This is a genomic window from Methanobacterium lacus (assembly GCF_000191585.1).
GTDB classification, from domain to species: domain Archaea; phylum Methanobacteriota; class Methanobacteria; order Methanobacteriales; family Methanobacteriaceae; genus Methanobacterium_B; species Methanobacterium_B lacus.
Genome location: NC_015216.1, coordinates 1,741,137 through 1,760,391, shown reverse-complemented (window position 1 = coordinate 1,760,391; position 19,255 = coordinate 1,741,137). Strand labels below are relative to the sequence as shown.

Genomic DNA, 19,255 nt, shown 5'->3' with positions numbered 1-19,255 from the left:
ACATGGAAACTATTTATTCAATAAATTCCATAGGTACTGGTATGAAATCATTGAACTATCGGATGGATCTTTTTGGGATTCTGGCACTCGTTGTTTTCAGTGTACTAACATTTATTTCACTGTCTTTGTATCCTGAATCCTATTCCATAGCATTCAACTGGCTCAGCAACTTGGGTAATGTTATTTTGAATCCACAAGGAGCAATTTACTTTAACATGGCCTGTATTGTTACTGGCATCATCTTAATTCAATTTATTATCCAATTTTATAGGTGGGACACTGGAAATTTGTTTGAAAGAATTTTACTTGCTCTTGCCATTGTTTTAGGAATTTTTGCATCGGTTTCTTTGATCTTCGTCGGGGTTTTTCCTGAGACTGATATTAACCTTCATGTCCTGGCAGCAAAGGGAGTGTTCGAAGCATTGTTCCTGTCCATCATATTAATGACGGCAGCTATATTTAATCATCCGAAGTTCATGATAGGTGTTGCTTTAATTGGTGTTATGGCTGTTATAATTGATCTGTTTTTCTTAACCCTACTTTCGCTACCGAAGTACCATGATGCACTTGCAACTCCATACCCAACTTTACCAATTCCAGGTTTGGAATGGTTCGCAGTATTTTTGTCATTCATCTGGCTTGCTGCATTATCCTACAACATGTACAAAATGAAGATTTAATATTTAATTTTAAAACCTGATTTAGATGTTTAAATCCATTTTTTTACTTATCCATTTCTTTTTTCTACGAAACATTTATATGCACGCAAGTACATACTTGCATCGATGGTTAGTACTGAAGATAAAATACTCGACGCAACAATTGAACTCCTGGATAACGAAGGATTAAACGGTGCAACAACCAGAAAAATTGCCAGTGAAGCCGGAGTTAATGAAGTAACAGTATTTAGAAAATTTAAAAATAAAAGTAGATTATTAAGGGCTGCAAAGGAACGGGGTGCAAACCAATTTCTTCTCGAACTTGAAACCATGTTTGACATCGATGAGGACGATGATGTGGAAAAATACCTCATGACAGTATGGAAGAACGCATCAAAAAAGATAGACAAAAGGATCAACCTAATACGAATTTCAATGGAAGAAGTTAGGGGAATTCCAATAGAAGATAAAGTATTTCCTAAAATTTCACACCTTATTAAACAACATCTGACAAAGTACTTCCAAAAACTCATTGAAAAGGGAATAGTAAAGGATATAGACCCTGAAGCAGCTGCAATGACCATATTCAGCATAGTGTTCCACATAACGATTTATGGAAAGATCTATGAACAGTACCCTGAGGAATCCATGGAAAAAAACATGGAAAACAGTTTGAAAATATTCCTACACGGTGTACTCAAAAATTGAATAAATTACAATAACAGAAATTTCACTTGTTTTGATGGTTATTAAAGAACTGAAAACAAGTTTATATTGATTAAACAGTGGATTAGAATCATATTGGATTTGATAATTATGATTAAAGACGTAAGAGAAATATTTAAAAATGATATTAAAACCGCGTTACACAGTCCAGCGGTTATGATAGTCATTTTTGTGATAATTATAATCCCTTCACTGTACGCACTTTTAAATATACAGGCCACATGGGATCCCTACTCCAAGACATCCAACATAGGAGTGGCAGTTGTAAATGAGGATGTAGGATACTCATTAAACGGAACCCAATACAATGTCGGAAGTATGGTAGTGGATGAGCTTAAAAATAACACCAAATTCAGCTGGCAATTTGTTGACAAGGACACTGCCATGGACGGTGTGAAAAACGGGAAATATTATGCCGCACTGATAATACCCAGTAACTTCACAGAAAACCTGCTTTCCATTCAGGACAACTCACCTCAACAGGCCCACATTGAATACATAGCCAACGAAAAAACCAATCCGGTCGCTACCAGGATAACCAATGCAGGAATGGACACATTACAGGCTCAAATTAATGATCAAGTTGTCCAAACTGTTGATGGTATTATATTCGGTAAATTAAGTGATGTAGGTGATTTGGTAGCACAAAACAAGGCAACTTTCCTCAAGGCCAAAGCATTTATGAACGAATTAAATGGAAAGATCGGAACAATCGATTCCACAATTGGACAGGCAAATTCTGATATGTCCACTGTACAAACTGTCTGGCCAAAGGTTAATGCAGCATTACCTGAAGTTCAAACCAACTCAAACAAGGTAAGAAGCCTGTACGACAACCTCTACAATGAAGTGGCCTCTGATCCTCAAAAGGCGAAAACAACCATAACCAACATGGAATCACAGTTAAATGATGCATTGGTCCTGTTGAAATTTGTGGATGATGTACTGCAAAGTTTATACGACGTAACTGGGGATCAAAACCTGTTGCCTATCATAAAACAGGTGGAAACCGATATAAATTATGTTAACAACACTTTGACCATACTTAAACAAGTAGCAGCAGACCTCAATAACGGCACCAGTCCAACTGGGGATCTTACCAAACTTAAAACTGCCATAGACACCATGGACGATGCTGTAAATCTCCTTGCAAATAACAGGGCAAACATAGGCAACCAGATAAATACAGCAGCATCAGAGCTCAGTGTTGTTAACTCTAAATGGCCTGCAATTAAGTCGGAAATTCCAGTTGCAACTGCAAAGATCAACTCCATAAGCGAAGCAGATATAGACAACCTGATAGCATTCTCAAATAAGAACCAGACAGCTGTACAAAATTACTTCCAATCTCCAGTTGTGCTGGATCAAGACGACATGTACCCAATAGCAAACTACGGATCTGCACTGGCACCATTTTACATACCAATATCATTATGGATTGGAAGTTTAATTTCAGTTGCCATGATAAGTATGAGGGTTAAATCCAGGAAGAAGTACAATGCTGAGAGCATTTACATAGGTAGAATGGGACTTTTCCTCATAATAGGATTCTTCCAAGCACTCCTTGCAGGTATTGGATCCATACTCCTAGGTGTTCAAATGACGTCATCGTTACTGTTCCTTTTGACCACGCTGTTCATTGGAATATGTACGATGATAATAGTTTATTCAATGACATCAACACTGGGAAATGCAGGTAAAAGTCTTGCAATAGTTATACTGGTGTTCCAAATAACTGCAACAGGCGGAATATTCCCACTTCAAGTACTGCCTTCTACCTTCCAAGCAATACATCCATACCTCCCTGTATCCTACGGTGTAGGTGCACTGAGGGAAATTGTTGGGGGAGTAATATGGAGCACCTACTGGTACAACATTGTAATACTAGGAATATTCACCCTGGCATTCTTTGTGGTAAGCCTGATCATAAAGGAAAAAATGAACAAGCGTGCACACCTCATGGAAGACAAGTTAAAAGAGAGCGGACTGTTCTAAAAGTTAATGTCATGAAAATGGGAATAATCCCAAATTCCCATATTTATTATTGACATGAATAATTTTAATTCAGTAAAACAACCAAATACTCCTTATTTACTTTTTTTTATTTATTTTGAACAATAATTGTAGTAAACCTCTGTTTATAAAGAAATTGAACAAGGGTTTCCCAGAGAGATAGTTGATAAATGATTAATTTTAAGTCCAATCTGAAACATATTATAATGGGGGTTTTTAAGCTATGATTTTGAAAAATGAAATAGTTGTTCCAAAGGCCGATGATGAATATTTAGAAGTGCGCAAATTGGTTGTTAAGGGATCTGATTTTGAGATCGGAAAAGATCTTGCAAAGATAGGAATGGAAGAGTACGAAGTCGAGTTAGACGAGTATCAATCTCCTGTTTATGGTAAAGCCAGGCAGAATTACATGGAGAAAAATTTTCCAGCACTAGCAGAAAGGGCTCTGGGAGTAGCTGATGCATTTAATTTAGATCCGAAAAACACGAAATACGATACGACTGTCTTACCATTTGATCTTGGGGATATTGCATGTTCTGCCATCTACTTTCCAGGATCTTTAACAGAAAATAAGCATCCCTGTATTTGCAGAAATCTGGACTGGTACGAAGGTAGCGTAACAGAATTAGAATCCGCATTGATGGGTATAAAAGGTAAACCTGCAAGGAAGTCTCTTTCTAGAATAACTACGGTGGAATTTTATCCAGATAATGGATACAGTGCTGTACAACTTGGTTCACATGACCTGCTAAACCCGCCGATGGATGGAGTTAACGAAAAAGGACTTTTTGTAACCATTTTAACAGATTTACAAGGATTGAAAACTCCTATGCCGTTTGGAGGAGCTATAGATACTGGAATGTCTTTTCCACAACTCACCACCATGATCCTAAACAAGTGTGCCACTGTAGAGGAGGCTAAATTTGAAATTCTTCAACAGAGGATTTACTTCCCATTTAGAGCTCAACATTTTCTCATTGGAGACAAGGATGGAAACGTAACACTATTTGAAATAGATGGAAATTCTGGTTTGTACTACTTCATTGACGGAATCCCAGATCAACCATTTATAGTTACCAATCATTCCATGCACCTGTATCCAGATCCTTCAAAATTCCCAGAATATGATCCAAAGGAAGGTTACAACACCTTCAATCGATGGAATCGATTGGATAATTACATCAAAAATCATGATGGTGTTTTCACTAAAGAAGACATGTTCGAGGCCATGAGTCTTGTTTACAGCCACTACAAGGATCCCATGGCAGCAGGTGGATCGTTCCCCTTCACTGAAAGATCCATGTACACCTACGTAGCAGACATACCTGAAAAAAGTATCGAAGTCAAATTTTATAGAAAGGACGGACCAGCTTTAGATGGAACAGATGAACCATCAATTATTTTCCATGATCCCGTCACCTTAACACTAAATGAGGAATAAGAAGAACCAACGGTATATACTGATGCAAAGTGAAGATAATTTAGGGATGTATTATAATATCCCTAATTATCCTCAACATAGGATCAAGAGTTATTTGATTATGAACACCCGAGAATATTCATTAATTGCCCCCTGTGGCATGAACTGTGCTTTATGCATGGCATTTTTAAGGGACAGAAATAAATGTCCAGGTTGCAGAGGACCGGATGATAACAAATCCATTACTAAAGTAAACTGCAAAATAAAAAAATGTGAAATATTTAAAACTGGGGATGCAGAGTTCTGTTTTGAATGCGAAGATTTTCCATGCAATAGATTAGTACATCTTGATAAAAGATACAAGAAAAAGTACCATATGAGCATGATAACCAACCTTAAATCTATTAAGAGTAATGGGTTGGAAAACTTTTTAGTGGATGAGAAAGAAAAATGGACCTGTTCTGAATGTGGAGGAACTATTTGCGTCCACAAAGGCTATTGTTATAGTTGTAGAAGGGTTTACTTTGAAATAAAATGAATAGCTATTTTTTATTTCCCATTATTTAAGAAACTATCAATATTTCTGGTGCATAAGTGTGAAAAACCTTTTAAAATAGGAGATTTTATTAAGATTTTAACCATTTCCATGCAGCTTCAATATCAGGTGGGTTGAAAAACTTGGCTTCTACGGAATGATAAAAAGGTTCTATAAGATTTGATTATCCAATCCAGTGGTTATCCAGTATCATTCCATTAACTTATGGACTAGATGCTATGAAATGTGTGTTTTTGAGAGGATTTAGTTTAGGTGATGTTGGAATGGATGTGATTGCAATATCAACCATTATCTTAGTGGCTTCAATAATTGCAATTATTGGATTGAAGATGAAATGTAAAAAACGTTGCAAATTAAAAAAATGTGATAAAAATAATTGTAGCATCAATTTTAATAAATGAGAATAGGAAAGGAGGAAAAAAATGTTTGATGAATTTAGGTTGAAAATGTTAAATAAAAAAGCATCTACAAAGGACTCAAATCCAGATGAAATTGTTGAAAATTTGGGAATTAATAAAGGGGATATTATTGGAGATATAGGTGCGGGGGGAGGATATTTTACCCTTGAATTTTCAAAAAAAGTGGGAGGTAATGGGAAAGTCTATGCAATAGACACTAACCAAAAATCACTTGATTACATTTCAAAAAACAATACACTTAACAATATCGAGACAAAACTTGTTGAAGATGATGAATTTGTTCTACCAGAAAAGGTAGACATATTCTTTTTAAGAAATGTGTTTCATCATCTGCAGGATCCAGTTGAATACTTCAAAAATCTATCTGTTTACCTAAAAAATGAGGGCTTAATAGTTGTTATAGATTATAAGAAGAAAGGTTTTAGTTTTGTTGGCATGTTCGGCCATTACACTTCCGAAGATGATATTATAAAACAATTGGAAGCAGCAGGGTTTGGAGTGCTTAAACAATATGATTTTCTACAGGATCAATCCTTCATAAAATTTAAAAGGAGAAATTAATTTTTTTTATATTTTATCTTTAAAAAAATCATAAATGTAAATAAAGTGGATACTAACCAAATCATAAAGGTGTGTGGCCTGAACACTAATCTATTCGAGGGCAATTTCAATTGAAACTATCATCAAATGTTAAGATCAGTAACGAACCTTAGATCCATATTTATTATTTAAATTTGATTTTTAATGTATGAAATGAAAAATGGACATTGTTCTAAATATTGCACAAATACCTAAAGAGGATTGGAATGAGAAGATCAGAGAAGGAAATAAAGGATATTAAAATTATTTACAAAATATTAAACGAAGCTGATGTATGTAGAGTCGGATTTTCTAAAGCAAACAAACCATACGTTGTTCCAATGAACTTTGGTTTTGATGAAAGTCACATCTACCTCCACTCTTCAGTTGAAGGTAAGAAAATGGAGATTTTAAAGGAAAACAAAAACATATGCTTCGAAGTTGATGTTAAAAGTGAAATTGTAAAATCTGAAAAGCCATGTAACTGGGGAATGCACTACATGAGTGTGATGGGGTTTGGAACTGCAGAACTGATTGAAGAACCTGAAGAAAAAATAAGAGCACTGGATATTATCATGGATAAATATGATCCTGAAGGTTTGAATTCATATGAATATTTAGAATCATCCCTCAAGAGAACCGCAGTTATTAAACTTAATATAACCGAACTCACAGCTAAAAAATCATGATTTTATGGAATTTAATACTTATCAAGGAACCATTCCACGAGTTCGCTTGCTATACTGATCTTTGAGGGGAACCTGGAAACTTCATTTGCATCGAACCATTTTGCATCCACTATCTCTTTTCCATCAACCTTTATCTCGCCACCAGCGTACTTCGCTGTAAAACCGACCATGAGTGAATTTGGAAATGGCCATGGCTGACTTCCGAAGTACTGGATCTCATCAACTTCCAAACCAACCTCTTCCATCACTTCCCTTTTAACAGCTTCTTCCAAGGTTTCTCCTGCTTCTAAAAATCCAGCAACTAATGCGTACCTATTTTTTAGTCCGTAGCTGTGTTTGGCCATGAGAAGTTTATCATCCTTTATTATGGCGGTGATAACAGCCGGAGAAATCCTGGTGAAACTTGTAAATCCACACTCAGGACAGATCTTAGCATTTTCATCCTCCAAGGTTATGGTCTCTGTTCCGCACTTACCACAGAACCTATGATTTTTATCCCAGTTCATGATCTGAACAGCCCTACCAGCCAAGAGATAAATATCTTCGTCCAGTATATCGTAGCTTGAACGCAGATCCAAAAATTCCATCCCATCCCAAGGTTCTGTTTCAGCATCAACCTCTACAACATAGACTGGATGATCATCTAAGGTACCCATATAATGTTTCCTCAGGGGAACAAGGCTAATTTCATCTAAATCATTATGAAAAGGAATTTTTAAACTGGATTTAGGATTTATGAGTATGTTTTCAGCTTTGAAAATGAACCAGTATGACTGTTCTTCACTGTAAGATACAGGTTTAACTGAAGGTTCGTACCTGTTGTAAATGCTTTCTCTTTTCATGAATACTAGGATTTCATCGAAGATTGATAAATAATTATTCATTTAAAAGAGAATTTAACATGAATATTTCCACATGTACAACAGGGGTTTTAAGATATATCTTTGCTTTTTGTTAACCATTCAGGTAGTAGGATATTGCAAATGCTGCTGCAAGCACCATTACAATGGTTGCTCCTGAAGCAAGGTCAAATATGTATGAAAGCACTAAACCTGTGGTTGTGAGGATGATTCCAAGTACGGTGGCTAGGATCATTAGATTTCTTATGTTGTAGCTGTACTGCTTTGCAATGGCTGCTGGAATTGTGAATAATGCTATGAGCAAAATAACTCCCACAGCCTTAATAAGAACAACCACACTCAATGCAACTAGGGCCAAAAGAAGCAGGTATATTGCAAGGGCATGCACACCTGTAACGTTCGAAAATTCTTCGTCAAATGAAACTGCAAGAAATTCTCTCCTGAATATGTAAACCACAGCCACTATGATCATGTCAAGCACTAACATTATGAGGAGATCAGAGTTTGAAACTGTTAATATGCTTCCAAATAGGTAACTGAAAAGATCTGGAGCATATCCTGGAGTTAAATTTATAAATATTACTCCTATGGCCATTCCAACGCTCCAGAGTATTCCGATTGCAGTGTCTTCACTTATTTTTGCAACCTGCCTAACCCCACCAATTGCCATTGCTGAAACTATACTAAATGGTATGGCGGCTAAAACAGGGTTAACTCCGATAAAATAACCCAAACCTACTCCTCCAAATGCTGCGTGGGAAATTGCACCACTTAAAGATACAATTCTTTTTATAACAACGTAACTTCCCACAACTCCGCAGGCTACACTGATTAAAACAGCAGCGACTATTGCTTTTTGCATGAATGGGTACTGGAAAATTTCAAGCATAATGATCAAATCTCCGTAGGATAATAGCATCTAATGATCTTTAAGTATTCTGTGGGGTATTCCATGACTGATGAGTTCTATTGGGCAGTGATAAATTTCTTCCAACCCCTGGGCAGAGTTTTCAACATCCCCGTGGTAGTAAAGTTTCCTGTTTAAGCATGCAATTTTATCCACGTGGGTGGAAACTGCACCAACATCATGACTCACGAGAACTATGGCCATTTTTTCCTTTAAACGTGCCATGAGATTGTAAAATGAACTCTGCATTTCTGGGTCAATGCTGGCCATGGGTTCGTCCATGATTAGAAGTTTAGGTTCTCGCACAATGGCACGTGCAATGAAAACCCTCTGCATCTGACCTCCAGACAGTTTACTTATCTGCCTATCCTTGAGATCTCTGATCTCCATATCATCCAGAACTTTTAAAACAGCTTCCCTGTCCTCCGTATTGTAACCCTTAAATAAACCATGGTACCTACCTGTTAAAACAGTATCAAACACATTTATGGGAAAATCAGGGTCAAAGTTAATATGCTGTGGTAGGTAACCCATTAAATTTCTAGATTTCAAAGGATCCCTTCCAAAAACCTTAACCTCACCAGAATCCGGCTTTAAAATCCCTAAAATTAACTTCAGTAGTGTGCTTTTACCTCCACCGTTAGGACCTATTACTGCCACAAAATCCTTTTCATTGATATCGAGACAAATATCCTCCAACACTAAATGTTCATCGTATTTAAGATCCACATTTCTGATTTTCACGGCTTCAACTGACATTTTCAACATATCCCACTGTAAGTAGTTTCATAAAAATTCAACCATTCATGTCTTGGAGAAGGCAACTGCAATGTTCGCCATGTTTTGAAGATAATTTTCACCAAGATCATTTACTGTAACAACTTTTCCCCCAATTTGCGAGGCTATGGACTCCATAAACTTTGGATCGTACTGTGGTTCATTGTAAACAGTTGTTATATTGTATTCCTTGGCAGTGTTTATCATCATGGCAATCCTCTGGGGTGATGGTTCTTCATCGTTTATCATGGCCCCTATTTCTGTTATGTTGTAGTCCCTTGCCATATATCCAAATGCAGGATGAAGTACAAGGATGTAGCTATTATTTTTGTCCTTGAGAAGCTTGGTGGTATTTTTGTCCAATTCATCGAGCTCTTGAAGATAGGCATCCCTATTTTTGGTGAAATAATCTTTATCTGAAGGATCAACCTCTACCAATCCATTGTAGATGTTGTTGACCATTATCTTGGCATTTTTAGGGTCTGCCCATACATGGGGATCTACAGTATCTGATTCGTTTTCTGCAGAGTTAGGTATTAATTTTACACCCTCAGATGCATTTACAACAAGTAGGTTGGGATTGGTTTCACGAATCTTATCCATGTAGTTGTTTTCAAATTCTACAGATGATCCCATCATAACGTAGATCTGGGCATTTGAAACTTGGGAAAGCTGGTTAGGCAGGGGTTCGTAGGTATGGGGATCAGATCCCTCTGGAACCATGAGGGTTACATCTACCTTGGATCCTCCTACAGCTTTAACCCATTCCACTTCAGGACCTAAACTAACAACCACTCCAATTTTGTTGTTTTCAGTCTTGGAACTATGTTTTTGCTGGGCCAGATAGCCTAAAACAATGGCAGAAATTAAAAGAATTATTATAACAACGATTACTCTTTTTTTCTTCATTTTACCCCTTAACACAATGGTTTAGAAGAATATTACAACATATTATATGGATTTATTAATATTTAAAACTAATCTTAATAATTTTTAGTAAATAATATTTAAAACATTATTAAAGTTCATACAAATCCAAAATAAAAAAGCCCATCATTTGGGAGGATTATTCTTAAAATCTTAAAAGTAGGGATTAACACACCTATAAAAGTGACTCGTTCATTTGTGTTTCAAGCAAAATAAATAATATTAATAACTATATTAAACATATTAACTAAATGATTTCCCATGACAATTATCAGCATATCCCTAAGTGAACAGCTGCTTCAAGAGATTGATCAGCTTAAGGATGAAACAGGATTTTCTGGCAGATCTGATGTGATCAGGGCCAGTGCACGCATGTTAATTGCTGATAATCAAGAAAAGAAAAATCTCGAGGGAAACATAAATTCCATACTCATTTTGATCCATAAACAGAAATCTGAAGACAAGGTTACTGAAATTAAACATGATTTTGAGGACATAATCGAAACACAGATACACAGCCATCTCAAGGAAGACAAATGTTTAGAGCTTTTCATACTTGAGGGAGATGCCAAAAGAATGCACACCCTGACAAAAATGTTTCAAACCACGAGAAAAATTGATTACGTGCGCCTCATAACAATTTAGACATTTACAAATGATATTCAATTTAAAAAAAGAAGAACTGGAAGGTTGAGTTAGATTTAACCTCGCCATTATATCCAGAATTTAAAACCCTATTATTATGTTATTTCCTAATATAGGATGCAAATATACCTACAAAGCACAGTCCTGCACAGATCATGAAGACAGTATTCACACTTGAAATGAGTGCAGGGTAGTTGGATGGTTCTATAACAACGTTTCCAATGAAGATTGAGAATACCAGCATGGCAATACCCATACTCAGCATTTGTCCAATTAAACGCATGGTACCAACTGTTGCAGATGCAATTCCATAAAATTTCTTTTCAACAGAACCCATTATTGCATTGGTGTTTGGGGATGAGAAAAGACCCAAACCAAATCCAAGTACCAGTAAAACCACAACGATGTACTCAATACTTGTGGAACTGCTCAAAAATGTGAAGCAGATAAGGCTTAACGTTGTAATAGCCATTCCTATAGTGGCAATAGAACCTGGAGAAAATTTATCAGAAAGACGTCCGGCTATTGGGGAGGTTATGGCCATGACAACAGGTTGTGCAACTAAGATTATACCTGCTGCCTGGGGATCCATTCCCTTTATGTACTGAAGATACAGACTCAAAAGGAAAATAACAGCAAAGGTTGAACTGTAATTTATCAGGGCTGCAAGACTTGAAAATCCGAATGTCCTATTTTTAAATAACCTAACTTCAAACACAGGATTTTTTACTCTTAATTCAAATGCTGCAAATATTAAAAGCCCTACAACTCCGGCTACAACCATTAAAATTCCATAAAGTCCAGGGAGTATTGAAAATCCATAGATCAAAACAACGAGTGCAACACTGTAAATAACAGATCCTGGAATATCGAAGGATTCACCAGCACACTCTGCCCATTCTCCCTTGAGTTTAGTTAGTGTAAGTGCAATAACTAACAATCCAAGGGGTATAACTACGAGAAAAATACTTCTCCATCCAAAGTATTGTGTAAGTAAACCTCCTAAAACAGGACCCATACTAAGGCCTATGTAAACACTTGCCACATTTATACCAATGGCCTTTCCACGTTCATTTCTAGGATAAACAGAGCTTATAATTGCGAGTCCTGTTACGAAGATCATTGCAGAACCCACACCCTGCATGATCCTGAACACTATGAGGGATATTATTGATGGTGCTATGGCACACAAAAATGAAGCTACTGTGAATATGATGATTCCATAGGTGAATATCTTCTTCATACCATGGATATCTGCAATTCTTCCAAATGGCACTGCAAAAACAGCAGCTGCAAGAAGATATGCAGTAGGAATCCAGCTTAAAAGAATAACATCAGCACCAAAACTGGAACCTATTGATGGAATTGCTATATTCACGGCAGATGCCATGAAAGGTGTGAAAAATGAGGCTAAAGTTGCGACGAGTAATGCAATTACCCTATTATTAATACTGTGCTCTGGTTTACAAGATTTTTCATTAGTCAAATAAAATTCTCCTTAATAATGAATAAATACACTAAAAATATTTGTTGTTATGATAGTTCACTTATCCAAGTTTTTGTTCAATTCTTTTAAACTTTTTAAAAGGTTTTTCAAGGATTTATCATCCATTTTGTTCAAAGCGTTGTTTAGGAAGATGTTTCTTGCTTCATTCTTAATGGTATCGATCATCTTCTGTCCCTCTTTACTAAGCATAACACGACAAATTCTATGATCCTTTTCATCCTTTATCTTCAGGAGGATTCCCCTATTTTCCAATCTTTTTACACGTTCAGAGATGGTGTGTGGGGCGTTTCCTGTAAAATCTGCTATGTTGCCTATGGTTGGCGGAAGGGAATCTGATGAGATGGTCATTTCATTGTGATGATCCAGTTCAATCAAAAGGTGAAACTGTTCAAAGGAAAAACCATACTTCTGCGCGGTTTCCCTGTGTTTCAGCCGGATTTGCTTGTTAATTTGTTCCCAAGATCTTACTATCTCATTGATATCTTCCATAACTAACACCACAATTATATCGTGATACGATTTATATCTGTGATTCTTAATATAATATATGGTTTCGTATCATGCAACAAAAATCCATGAATCATAATAAAACTAACATAATAAAACTAACAAATTCTACTCAACTACTAACTCAATACACTTGATAAAAAATTACTCCATGTAAGTTAATAGAGCTAAAATTACAAAATGAGTTGAAAATAGATGGATCAATCTAAAATCAAACAGATCAACCGTGAAAAAAGGGGTCAAATAACAGATGAGTACCTTTCACAGTTCAAAGAATTATCAGATGAAAGCATAATTCAAATGTTAAAGAATAAAAATCCTCAAAAACGGACTGCTGCCGCAAAAATTTTAGGTAAAACACTAAATTCGAAAAATGTGGCCATTTTATGTGGAGCAATGAAGAATGAGAAGGCCATTTATTCCAGAATTGCAATGTCTGAATCATTGGGAGAAATGGGAGAAATAGCAGTTCCAAATCTAATCGAACTCCTTGGAAAAATAGGAAATAACCAAGAAAAGGAACTGCCCACCAAATACTTCAAAAAGAAAAACTTTCCACTACAACGTGACCTGGCAGCAAGAACACTGGTAAAAGTTGGGAAACCTGCACTACCCCACCTCATACAAACAATAACAAGTACCCATGAGGTATTTACAAAGGAACAAGCAGTGGATGCTGTTGGGGGAATAACCTATAAAACCATGGATCAATCAGCTGTTGATACCATTATCCAAACAATCCATGAAAACACCAAAAATTCAGATAACACTTTACTACTCTGGAAATGTGTAAGGGCACTGAGTGGATTTCAAAAAAATAGAAGGGCTTTTGATTTGCTCATGGAAATGTTAGAACATGAAACTAAACCTCCAATCCTATGGGAAACACTCAGAAGTCTTGGAAAAGTAGGTATCTCTAACACTCAACTAACAACCATAGTTGAAAACTTTGAAACAGAAAATCCCGAAATAAAACTCGCATATGATGGAATGTTGACTGATCTAAACCTGAAAATTAAAATAATAAAATAAAAAGGGATTCAACACCATTACTTTTTTCATTACACCGTAACAGTTACGTTACTTTTTGTGTAGCTTTTTACAACATCGTAGTAGGTAACATCCCAACTATTTCCATTGTAACTGGCATTTTCAAGTGCAAAGAAGCTGTTCCATTTAAACTGTTTGACAGAAGGATAGCTGTCTGCGATCTTTATGGCTTTCAAACCCGAATTATAATCTCCACCAGTTATTAATGGGCTTGAATAGTAATTTAAATTGTACTGGTTGTTGTACCATCCATTGTAAACTGACACAGCAAAGCTTGTGTTATCGGGGTTGTGTTTTACAACGTTCCATACGAACATGTCGTTTGTTGGATACACATCCAGCTCAGAGTAGTTACCATACAACGTTGGTGTTTCATGGTCCATGATGTTAATTTTTTCGTAGGCCCTCACACCTCCAAAGGAAATCAAAATTATCATGAATATTGCCATGGCTGCCTTTTTATACTTGGTATCCACCTTTAGATAGATAATGATGAGCACAACTAATGCAATTACAATTGTTAGGGCATCCAGTGATTGGTAAAGATTTAAAGCGTACCTTGTAATTGAAAATGGGAAGAACAAGGGAATTCCAAGGGTAGTTAAATAATCAAGGAAAAGATGGGTTAAAACTCCAAAATATGCAATAGCAACAGTTGTTTTGGTAAATTTTACCGAAATATCCCGTCTTATAAGGTTGCCAATGAATTCATTCACCTGCTTTCTTGAAATCACATACAGAAATATGGTTGAGGTTACAAATCCGAAGATGAAGGAATGGGTAATTCCCCTGTGGGAGAATATGAAAAAATTTGGGGATAAAATCCCGATCCATGCGATAAATATGGTATCAAAATCTGGTGAAATACCACCAAAAGCCCCTGCAAGTTTATTTTTACTTTTAAGGGCGTAAAGAATTATGTAAGGCACTAAAAAATGTGTGAAGAGATCCATGATATTACCAACCAACAAATTGAAATCTTGAGATATTTTATTTAAGGGATTGAAATTAATATTCTCCTTAAAGCATTAAATAGTTATTATTTCTGTTAAAAAAATTAGTTAATGCATATTGTATCTAAAAAAATTAGAGTATAAAAAGTTGTAATGTTTAACATTCATTAGTTTCTACTCAGTCCAAGAGCGGGGTTTATGTCTTAACATTTGTAAAAACAATAACCTGGTGGTTGATCACTCTTTTATTAGGCTGTTAATGGATTGGTGGTTTGTATTTTTGTACAGGCCTCCATGATAGGTGATTATATTTTCTGCATCAAACTTTTCTAATTTTTTAAGGGATTTCAATGCTACCCTGTAATCTTCCTCCATCAGAATATCTTTCCTTGGACCCTGCAGAGTTCCATCTATGATATTCATTGCATCACCAACAATTAGAGTCTTACTTGGATGATGGTACAGACAGATATGTCCTGGTGTGTGTCCTGGTGTGTGTATGACTGTAATACCACCAACGAGATCCAGTTCCTCTTCATCTTGGAGTGTGGTGTCCACATTTACTGTTCTGAAATTTTTATACATTTGTTTCACCATGTTTCTCCTGTCTTCAGGCAACATATTTAGAAAATTCTCATTTAACCTTACAAGAGGTTTTTCTCCCTGAATATATGGTTTATCATCTTCATGGGTCATGACATCAATTGAATTGTTGGATGCATCAACCAAGTCTCCAAGCCCACCGAAGTGATCTAGATCCTGATGAGTTATAATTACCTTGTTAACCTTGTTGAAATCCACACCTTCCTTATTAAATGCATTTTTAAGTGTATCTAACTGTCCACCATACCCAACATCCACGAGCACCATGTTCTTGGAGTCCCACATAACAGTGGGATAAATAAACATGCCTGGAACAGTACCAGCAACTTCAAGCATAACAATTCCTTCATCGATCTTCAAATACAATTCCCCCTAAACTTCATGATAGTAAAAATAATTTATTCAAGGTATATACTTAAGTTTCAACAAATTAAAGTAACTTTTCATGGTCAGTATTTGAACAATATTCAACCATGGATTTTAAATATCTGTAAATCTGGAACATGTTCATTCCTAGGTAGGTGAACTTGAAAATTCAGGTGTGGACTAAATATTTAGAACATAACATACCATACAAGAATATCTAGAGTAAAAATATTAACTAAACTTAATGGGGAACAAATTTTATGTCATTCGATATTACAACCACTTTAAACTTGTGCTTCGATTTAATAATTGTTGTTTTAGGATTACTAGCATTTAAACGCAAACAATATGTACTTGCTCTCTATGTGGCCCTTGGATTTGCGATGTTTGCATTTTCATATGTGGAAATTATGATGGGACTTTCAAGCCAAAATATCTCAGTTGTATTCCTTAGAATATTGGGATATCTGGTTATAATCTATGCACTTCTTAAGGAAGTTATCCTTAAGTAAGTGATTCTCTTTTTTTTAGATGGCCAATAAAACTATCTTGTGTCAATCATCCTAAATTAGTATAAAAAAAACAATAAATTCAATTTAGGATACAATAGTGGCATTTAAAACTTGTATTTGGCCAGCTACAACAGTAGAATCATTTTCTAATGATACATTATATTCTACATTAGAATAATTGCCCATGTGGGGAATTTCAATATTTTTATCATTAACAACTTGACCATGTTCTCCAATTCCAGCAACATTTACCATTACATTGGAAAATGTGTGTTCGGAATTATCTCTTAATATGCCTGTGATAAAAACAGAACTTCCATTGGGGGATGCAGTAATTTTGGGAGTGTTATATTCCACAATTTCATAAATTAATGTTTCATTAGGATTATCATAATAACCAATTATTGCCAATGAACATATGCACAATACATATATTATGAGAAATATTACTGGGACATTCATTCTTTCACCAAAACATGTCAGTCAATGGAAAAAACCCCTATTTATCAGTATAATATATATTCATCGTGTTATTTATTTGCATCGGTCATTTATTTTCCATATTTAGCTTTAATAATATCCAAATGTATTCTTCTCGATTACTTTCATTTTAAGGCCCTATTTTTCCATAAATTAAAGATTTATCTGTTAAATAAATCGTTATAAAATTACAAACAACTAACAAACTTCTTTTAATGCTATTTTACCAGCCATTATTCTCATCTTCAATTATTTTTATGGTCCATAAAATTTAAAGAGTAGTTAACACGTATATTGACATGTATTAGCTCCATAAATTTCCATACAGCTTTCAAACTAAGTTAGAATATTTGATATGGGTTTAAAGTTTTTGAGATTTGCAGATAATAACTAATTAACTTTTTTAGTTGGTTATGAAGAAAAAAATGGAAATGATAATAAAAAATTGGTTTCTCAAAAAATTTCCATATTGAACTATCGATAAGGTTATGTATAAAATAAACATAAGTCAGATTAGGGGTAAATAGAAAATCTAATTCAAAATAGGTTTACTATATCTTTAAACAGGCTATTAATTAAATTTAGCAAGTTATATGGGTGAAATTTTATTATTACAGGTTTAAATCCAAATTAGATTTGAATATGAACATTTTTGATAATTTAATGTTTCAAACAGATTATTTGAGAATGGTTCAGGGCTTGAACTGCATTTAAATTAATTATACCCTATAATTTTGGCTTAGTCTGTGAAAATGTGTACATTATGAATGAATTTTTGATTTATGAAAAAAATAATTTGTTGAATCTGTTATTTCATTTAGTGTAAATTTTAGATTTTCTAGTTAAAGGAATTTGATGACATATGAGTTGGGGAGTATTCACTGATAAAGAAATTAAACCGTCTGATAAACATGTTTACCAATCTCTTGGAGGGGTTAAACCTTTATGGGACACAATAGTTAGTTTTGTAGAGGAGAAGTACGGAGTCGATGGTGAGTTCATTTTTTATGGCAAAAATTTTGGATGGGCCTTGAGGTACAGAAAATCAGGAAGAGTTCTAATAGCATTGTACCCTGGAAATGAAGAGTACACCGTTCAAATAATCTTAAACAAAACTCAAATTGAGGAAGTACTGGAATCAAATATTACCGAAGAAACCAGGAACATGATAGAAAGAACGACCATGATACGTGAGGGAAAATGGCTCTATCTAAAGGTTGATGAAGAAAGGGATCTTGATGAGATAAAAACTTTGATAACTGCAAGATCCCACTAGGAATCCTGTTTCTAAAAAATTATGAATTTCTAATAAAAAAAAAGTTATGGGACGTATCAAGTCCCATGTAAAAAAAAAAATTGTTCTGTTTTTTAAATATCTTCGGGTTCTCTTTCTTCCAGTGCGCTTACAAGTTCGCTTAAGTTTTCTCCATTCATACCCACAATAATTTCATCGGCCTGGACTTTTGCAAACTTCCTTGAACCGTAACATCCCAGCGTAAAATTGGGTTTTCCGGTGTTGTAAGGACCTGCTGTTGTATCGGAACATATGGATTGGATTCCTCCGAAGTTTGCTTCTAAACGACCTCCCAGGTTGTAGAGCAGTCCCTGGGATATTTTCATGGCCTGCAATGGTTTTGCAATTATGATTACCACGTCTGGATCGAAGGGTGCACTTTCAAGGGGCGCATATGCAATTGCATCCATGGTGGGTTCTATCTTCGGAATGGCATCAACAGTTTTTTTTGCAGCAGCTCTACTCGAAAATTTACCCATAGAATGGTGCATGGCACCCGTTTTAATGGGTTCTGGCATATCCATGAGTCCAAGGGCACCTACACCTCCTTTACATCCTTGAAGTTCGGATGCAGTAGCGTAGAATATATCTCCCTTTGTTGCATTTTGAACCATTTCGCAGTGCCTGTGTTCACCACCCTCTACCATTGTTACTCCCTCTGGAATCTCGGATTTATCTATAAATAACTTCACTGCAACTGGAGATATTTCCAAATCTATCAGTTCCTTAATTTTAGATGATAATGTTTCATTTTGTGTTTTATTGTAATTCATTGTAACTCCGCTCTCAATCTTATTATTTTCATT

At 35.4% G+C, this 19,255-nt stretch carries 22 protein-coding genes; 11 read left to right on the top strand and 11 right to left on the bottom strand.

What is annotated here, in order from left to right:
* Positions 1–2: 2 nt before the first annotated feature.
* From METBO_RS08500 to METBO_RS08480, 5 genes are all read left to right on the top strand, one after another.
* On the top strand, positions 3–680 hold the full coding sequence (locus METBO_RS08500; protein WP_048186424.1) for a DUF998 domain-containing protein: 678 nt from the start codon (positions 3–5) through the stop codon (positions 678–680).
* Positions 681–785: 105 nt separating this feature from the next.
* A complete protein-coding gene (locus tag METBO_RS08495) occupies positions 786–1,367 on the top strand; it encodes a TetR/AcrR family transcriptional regulator (RefSeq protein ID WP_013645287.1) in 582 nt (193 codons plus the stop codon).
* Positions 1,368–1,475: 108 nt separating this feature from the next.
* The gene (locus METBO_RS08490; RefSeq protein ID WP_013645286.1) at positions 1,476–3,380 is read left to right on the top strand and encodes a YhgE/Pip domain-containing protein; all 1,905 of its coding nucleotides are present in this window, start codon (positions 1,476–1,478) and stop codon (positions 3,378–3,380) included.
* Positions 3,381–3,621: 241 nt separating this feature from the next.
* The gene (locus tag METBO_RS08485) at positions 3,622–4,839 is read left to right on the top strand and encodes a C45 family autoproteolytic acyltransferase/hydolase (RefSeq protein WP_013645285.1); all 1,218 of its coding nucleotides are present in this window, start codon (positions 3,622–3,624) and stop codon (positions 4,837–4,839) included.
* Positions 4,840–4,939: 100 nt separating this feature from the next.
* Entirely contained in the window at positions 4,940–5,356 is a 417-nt protein-coding gene (locus METBO_RS08480) for a DUF3795 domain-containing protein (protein ID WP_013645284.1), read from the top strand.
* 220 nt (positions 5,357–5,576) lie between these two features.
* Here the strand turns inward: METBO_RS08480 and METBO_RS13665 are convergent, their stop codons facing one another.
* On the bottom strand, positions 5,577–5,726 hold the full coding sequence (locus METBO_RS13665) for a hypothetical protein (RefSeq protein ID WP_158304905.1): 150 nt from the start codon (positions 5,724–5,726) through the stop codon (positions 5,577–5,579).
* Between the two features lie 94 nt (positions 5,727–5,820).
* On the opposite strand from METBO_RS13665, the gene METBO_RS08475 reads away from it, so the two are divergent.
* A complete protein-coding gene (locus METBO_RS08475; RefSeq protein WP_227717213.1) occupies positions 5,821–6,354 on the top strand; it encodes a class I SAM-dependent methyltransferase in 534 nt (177 codons plus the stop codon).
* Between the two features lie 245 nt (positions 6,355–6,599).
* Positions 6,600–7,061: a pyridoxamine 5'-phosphate oxidase family protein gene (locus METBO_RS08470; protein WP_013645282.1), complete on the top strand. Its 462-nt coding sequence runs from the start codon at positions 6,600–6,602 to the stop codon at positions 7,059–7,061.
* An 11-nt stretch (positions 7,062–7,072) separates the two neighbouring features.
* Here METBO_RS08470 and nudC read toward each other — a convergent pair whose 3' ends face one another.
* The 4 genes from nudC to METBO_RS08450 form a co-directional block, all read right to left on the bottom strand.
* Entirely contained in the window at positions 7,073–7,945 is an 873-nt protein-coding gene (nudC, locus tag METBO_RS08465; RefSeq protein ID WP_013645281.1) for an NAD(+) diphosphatase, read from the bottom strand.
* Positions 7,946–8,015: 70 nt separating this feature from the next.
* Complete coding sequence (locus METBO_RS08460) at positions 8,016–8,810, bottom strand: metal ABC transporter permease (RefSeq protein WP_013645280.1); 795 nt, start codon at positions 8,808–8,810, stop codon at positions 8,016–8,018.
* Between the two features lie 30 nt (positions 8,811–8,840).
* The gene (locus METBO_RS08455) at positions 8,841–9,596 is read right to left on the bottom strand and encodes a metal ABC transporter ATP-binding protein (RefSeq protein WP_144017551.1); all 756 of its coding nucleotides are present in this window, start codon (positions 9,594–9,596) and stop codon (positions 8,841–8,843) included.
* A gap of 36 nt (positions 9,597–9,632) precedes the next feature.
* Positions 9,633–10,514: a metal ABC transporter solute-binding protein, Zn/Mn family gene (locus METBO_RS08450; protein ID WP_013645278.1), complete on the bottom strand. Its 882-nt coding sequence runs from the start codon at positions 10,512–10,514 to the stop codon at positions 9,633–9,635.
* A 279-nt stretch (positions 10,515–10,793) separates the two neighbouring features.
* Here METBO_RS08450 and METBO_RS08445 point away from each other — a divergent pair, with 279 nt between their 5' ends.
* Positions 10,794–11,177: a CopG family ribbon-helix-helix protein gene (locus METBO_RS08445; RefSeq protein WP_013645277.1), complete on the top strand. Its 384-nt coding sequence runs from the start codon at positions 10,794–10,796 to the stop codon at positions 11,175–11,177.
* 100 nt (positions 11,178–11,277) lie between these two features.
* On the opposite strand, the gene METBO_RS08440 is transcribed toward METBO_RS08445, so the two are convergent.
* Both METBO_RS08440 and METBO_RS08435 read right to left on the bottom strand, forming a co-directional pair.
* The gene (locus METBO_RS08440) at positions 11,278–12,663 is read right to left on the bottom strand and encodes an MFS transporter (protein ID WP_013645276.1); all 1,386 of its coding nucleotides are present in this window, start codon (positions 12,661–12,663) and stop codon (positions 11,278–11,280) included.
* 57 nt (positions 12,664–12,720) lie between these two features.
* Positions 12,721–13,173 (bottom strand): MarR family winged helix-turn-helix transcriptional regulator, encoded by a 453-nt coding sequence (locus METBO_RS08435; protein ID WP_013645275.1) that lies wholly within the window; start codon positions 13,171–13,173, stop codon positions 12,721–12,723.
* Positions 13,174–13,386: 213 nt separating this feature from the next.
* Between METBO_RS08435 and METBO_RS08430 the strand changes: the two genes are divergently transcribed.
* Positions 13,387–14,223 carry a HEAT repeat domain-containing protein gene (locus tag METBO_RS08430; RefSeq protein ID WP_013645274.1) on the top strand — a complete coding sequence of 279 codons (837 nt, stop codon included), beginning with the start codon at positions 13,387–13,389 and terminating at the stop codon, positions 14,221–14,223.
* Positions 14,224–14,252: 29 nt separating this feature from the next.
* Here the strand turns inward: METBO_RS08430 and METBO_RS08425 are convergent, their stop codons facing one another.
* Positions 14,253–15,194 (bottom strand): metal-dependent hydrolase, encoded by a 942-nt coding sequence (locus METBO_RS08425; RefSeq protein ID WP_013645273.1) that lies wholly within the window; start codon positions 15,192–15,194, stop codon positions 14,253–14,255.
* A gap of 237 nt (positions 15,195–15,431) precedes the next feature.
* A complete protein-coding gene (locus METBO_RS08420) occupies positions 15,432–16,157 on the bottom strand; it encodes an MBL fold metallo-hydrolase (RefSeq protein ID WP_013645272.1) in 726 nt (241 codons plus the stop codon).
* Positions 16,158–16,423: 266 nt separating this feature from the next.
* Here METBO_RS08420 and METBO_RS08415 point away from each other — a divergent pair, with 266 nt between their 5' ends.
* Positions 16,424–16,675 carry a hypothetical protein gene (locus METBO_RS08415; protein WP_013645271.1) on the top strand — a complete coding sequence of 84 codons (252 nt, stop codon included), beginning with the start codon at positions 16,424–16,426 and terminating at the stop codon, positions 16,673–16,675.
* An 84-nt stretch (positions 16,676–16,759) separates the two neighbouring features.
* Here the strand turns inward: METBO_RS08415 and METBO_RS08410 are convergent, their stop codons facing one another.
* On the bottom strand, positions 16,760–17,137 hold the full coding sequence (locus tag METBO_RS08410; protein WP_013645270.1) for a hypothetical protein: 378 nt from the start codon (positions 17,135–17,137) through the stop codon (positions 16,760–16,762).
* 880 nt (positions 17,138–18,017) lie between these two features.
* On the opposite strand from METBO_RS08410, the gene METBO_RS08405 reads away from it, so the two are divergent.
* A complete protein-coding gene (locus METBO_RS08405) occupies positions 18,018–18,431 on the top strand; it encodes a DUF3788 family protein (protein WP_013645269.1) in 414 nt (137 codons plus the stop codon).
* A gap of 92 nt (positions 18,432–18,523) precedes the next feature.
* Here the strand turns inward: METBO_RS08405 and METBO_RS08400 are convergent, their stop codons facing one another.
* Complete coding sequence (locus METBO_RS08400) at positions 18,524–19,222, bottom strand: DUF169 domain-containing protein (protein ID WP_013645268.1); 699 nt, start codon at positions 19,220–19,222, stop codon at positions 18,524–18,526.
* Positions 19,223–19,255: the final 33 nt, after the last annotated feature.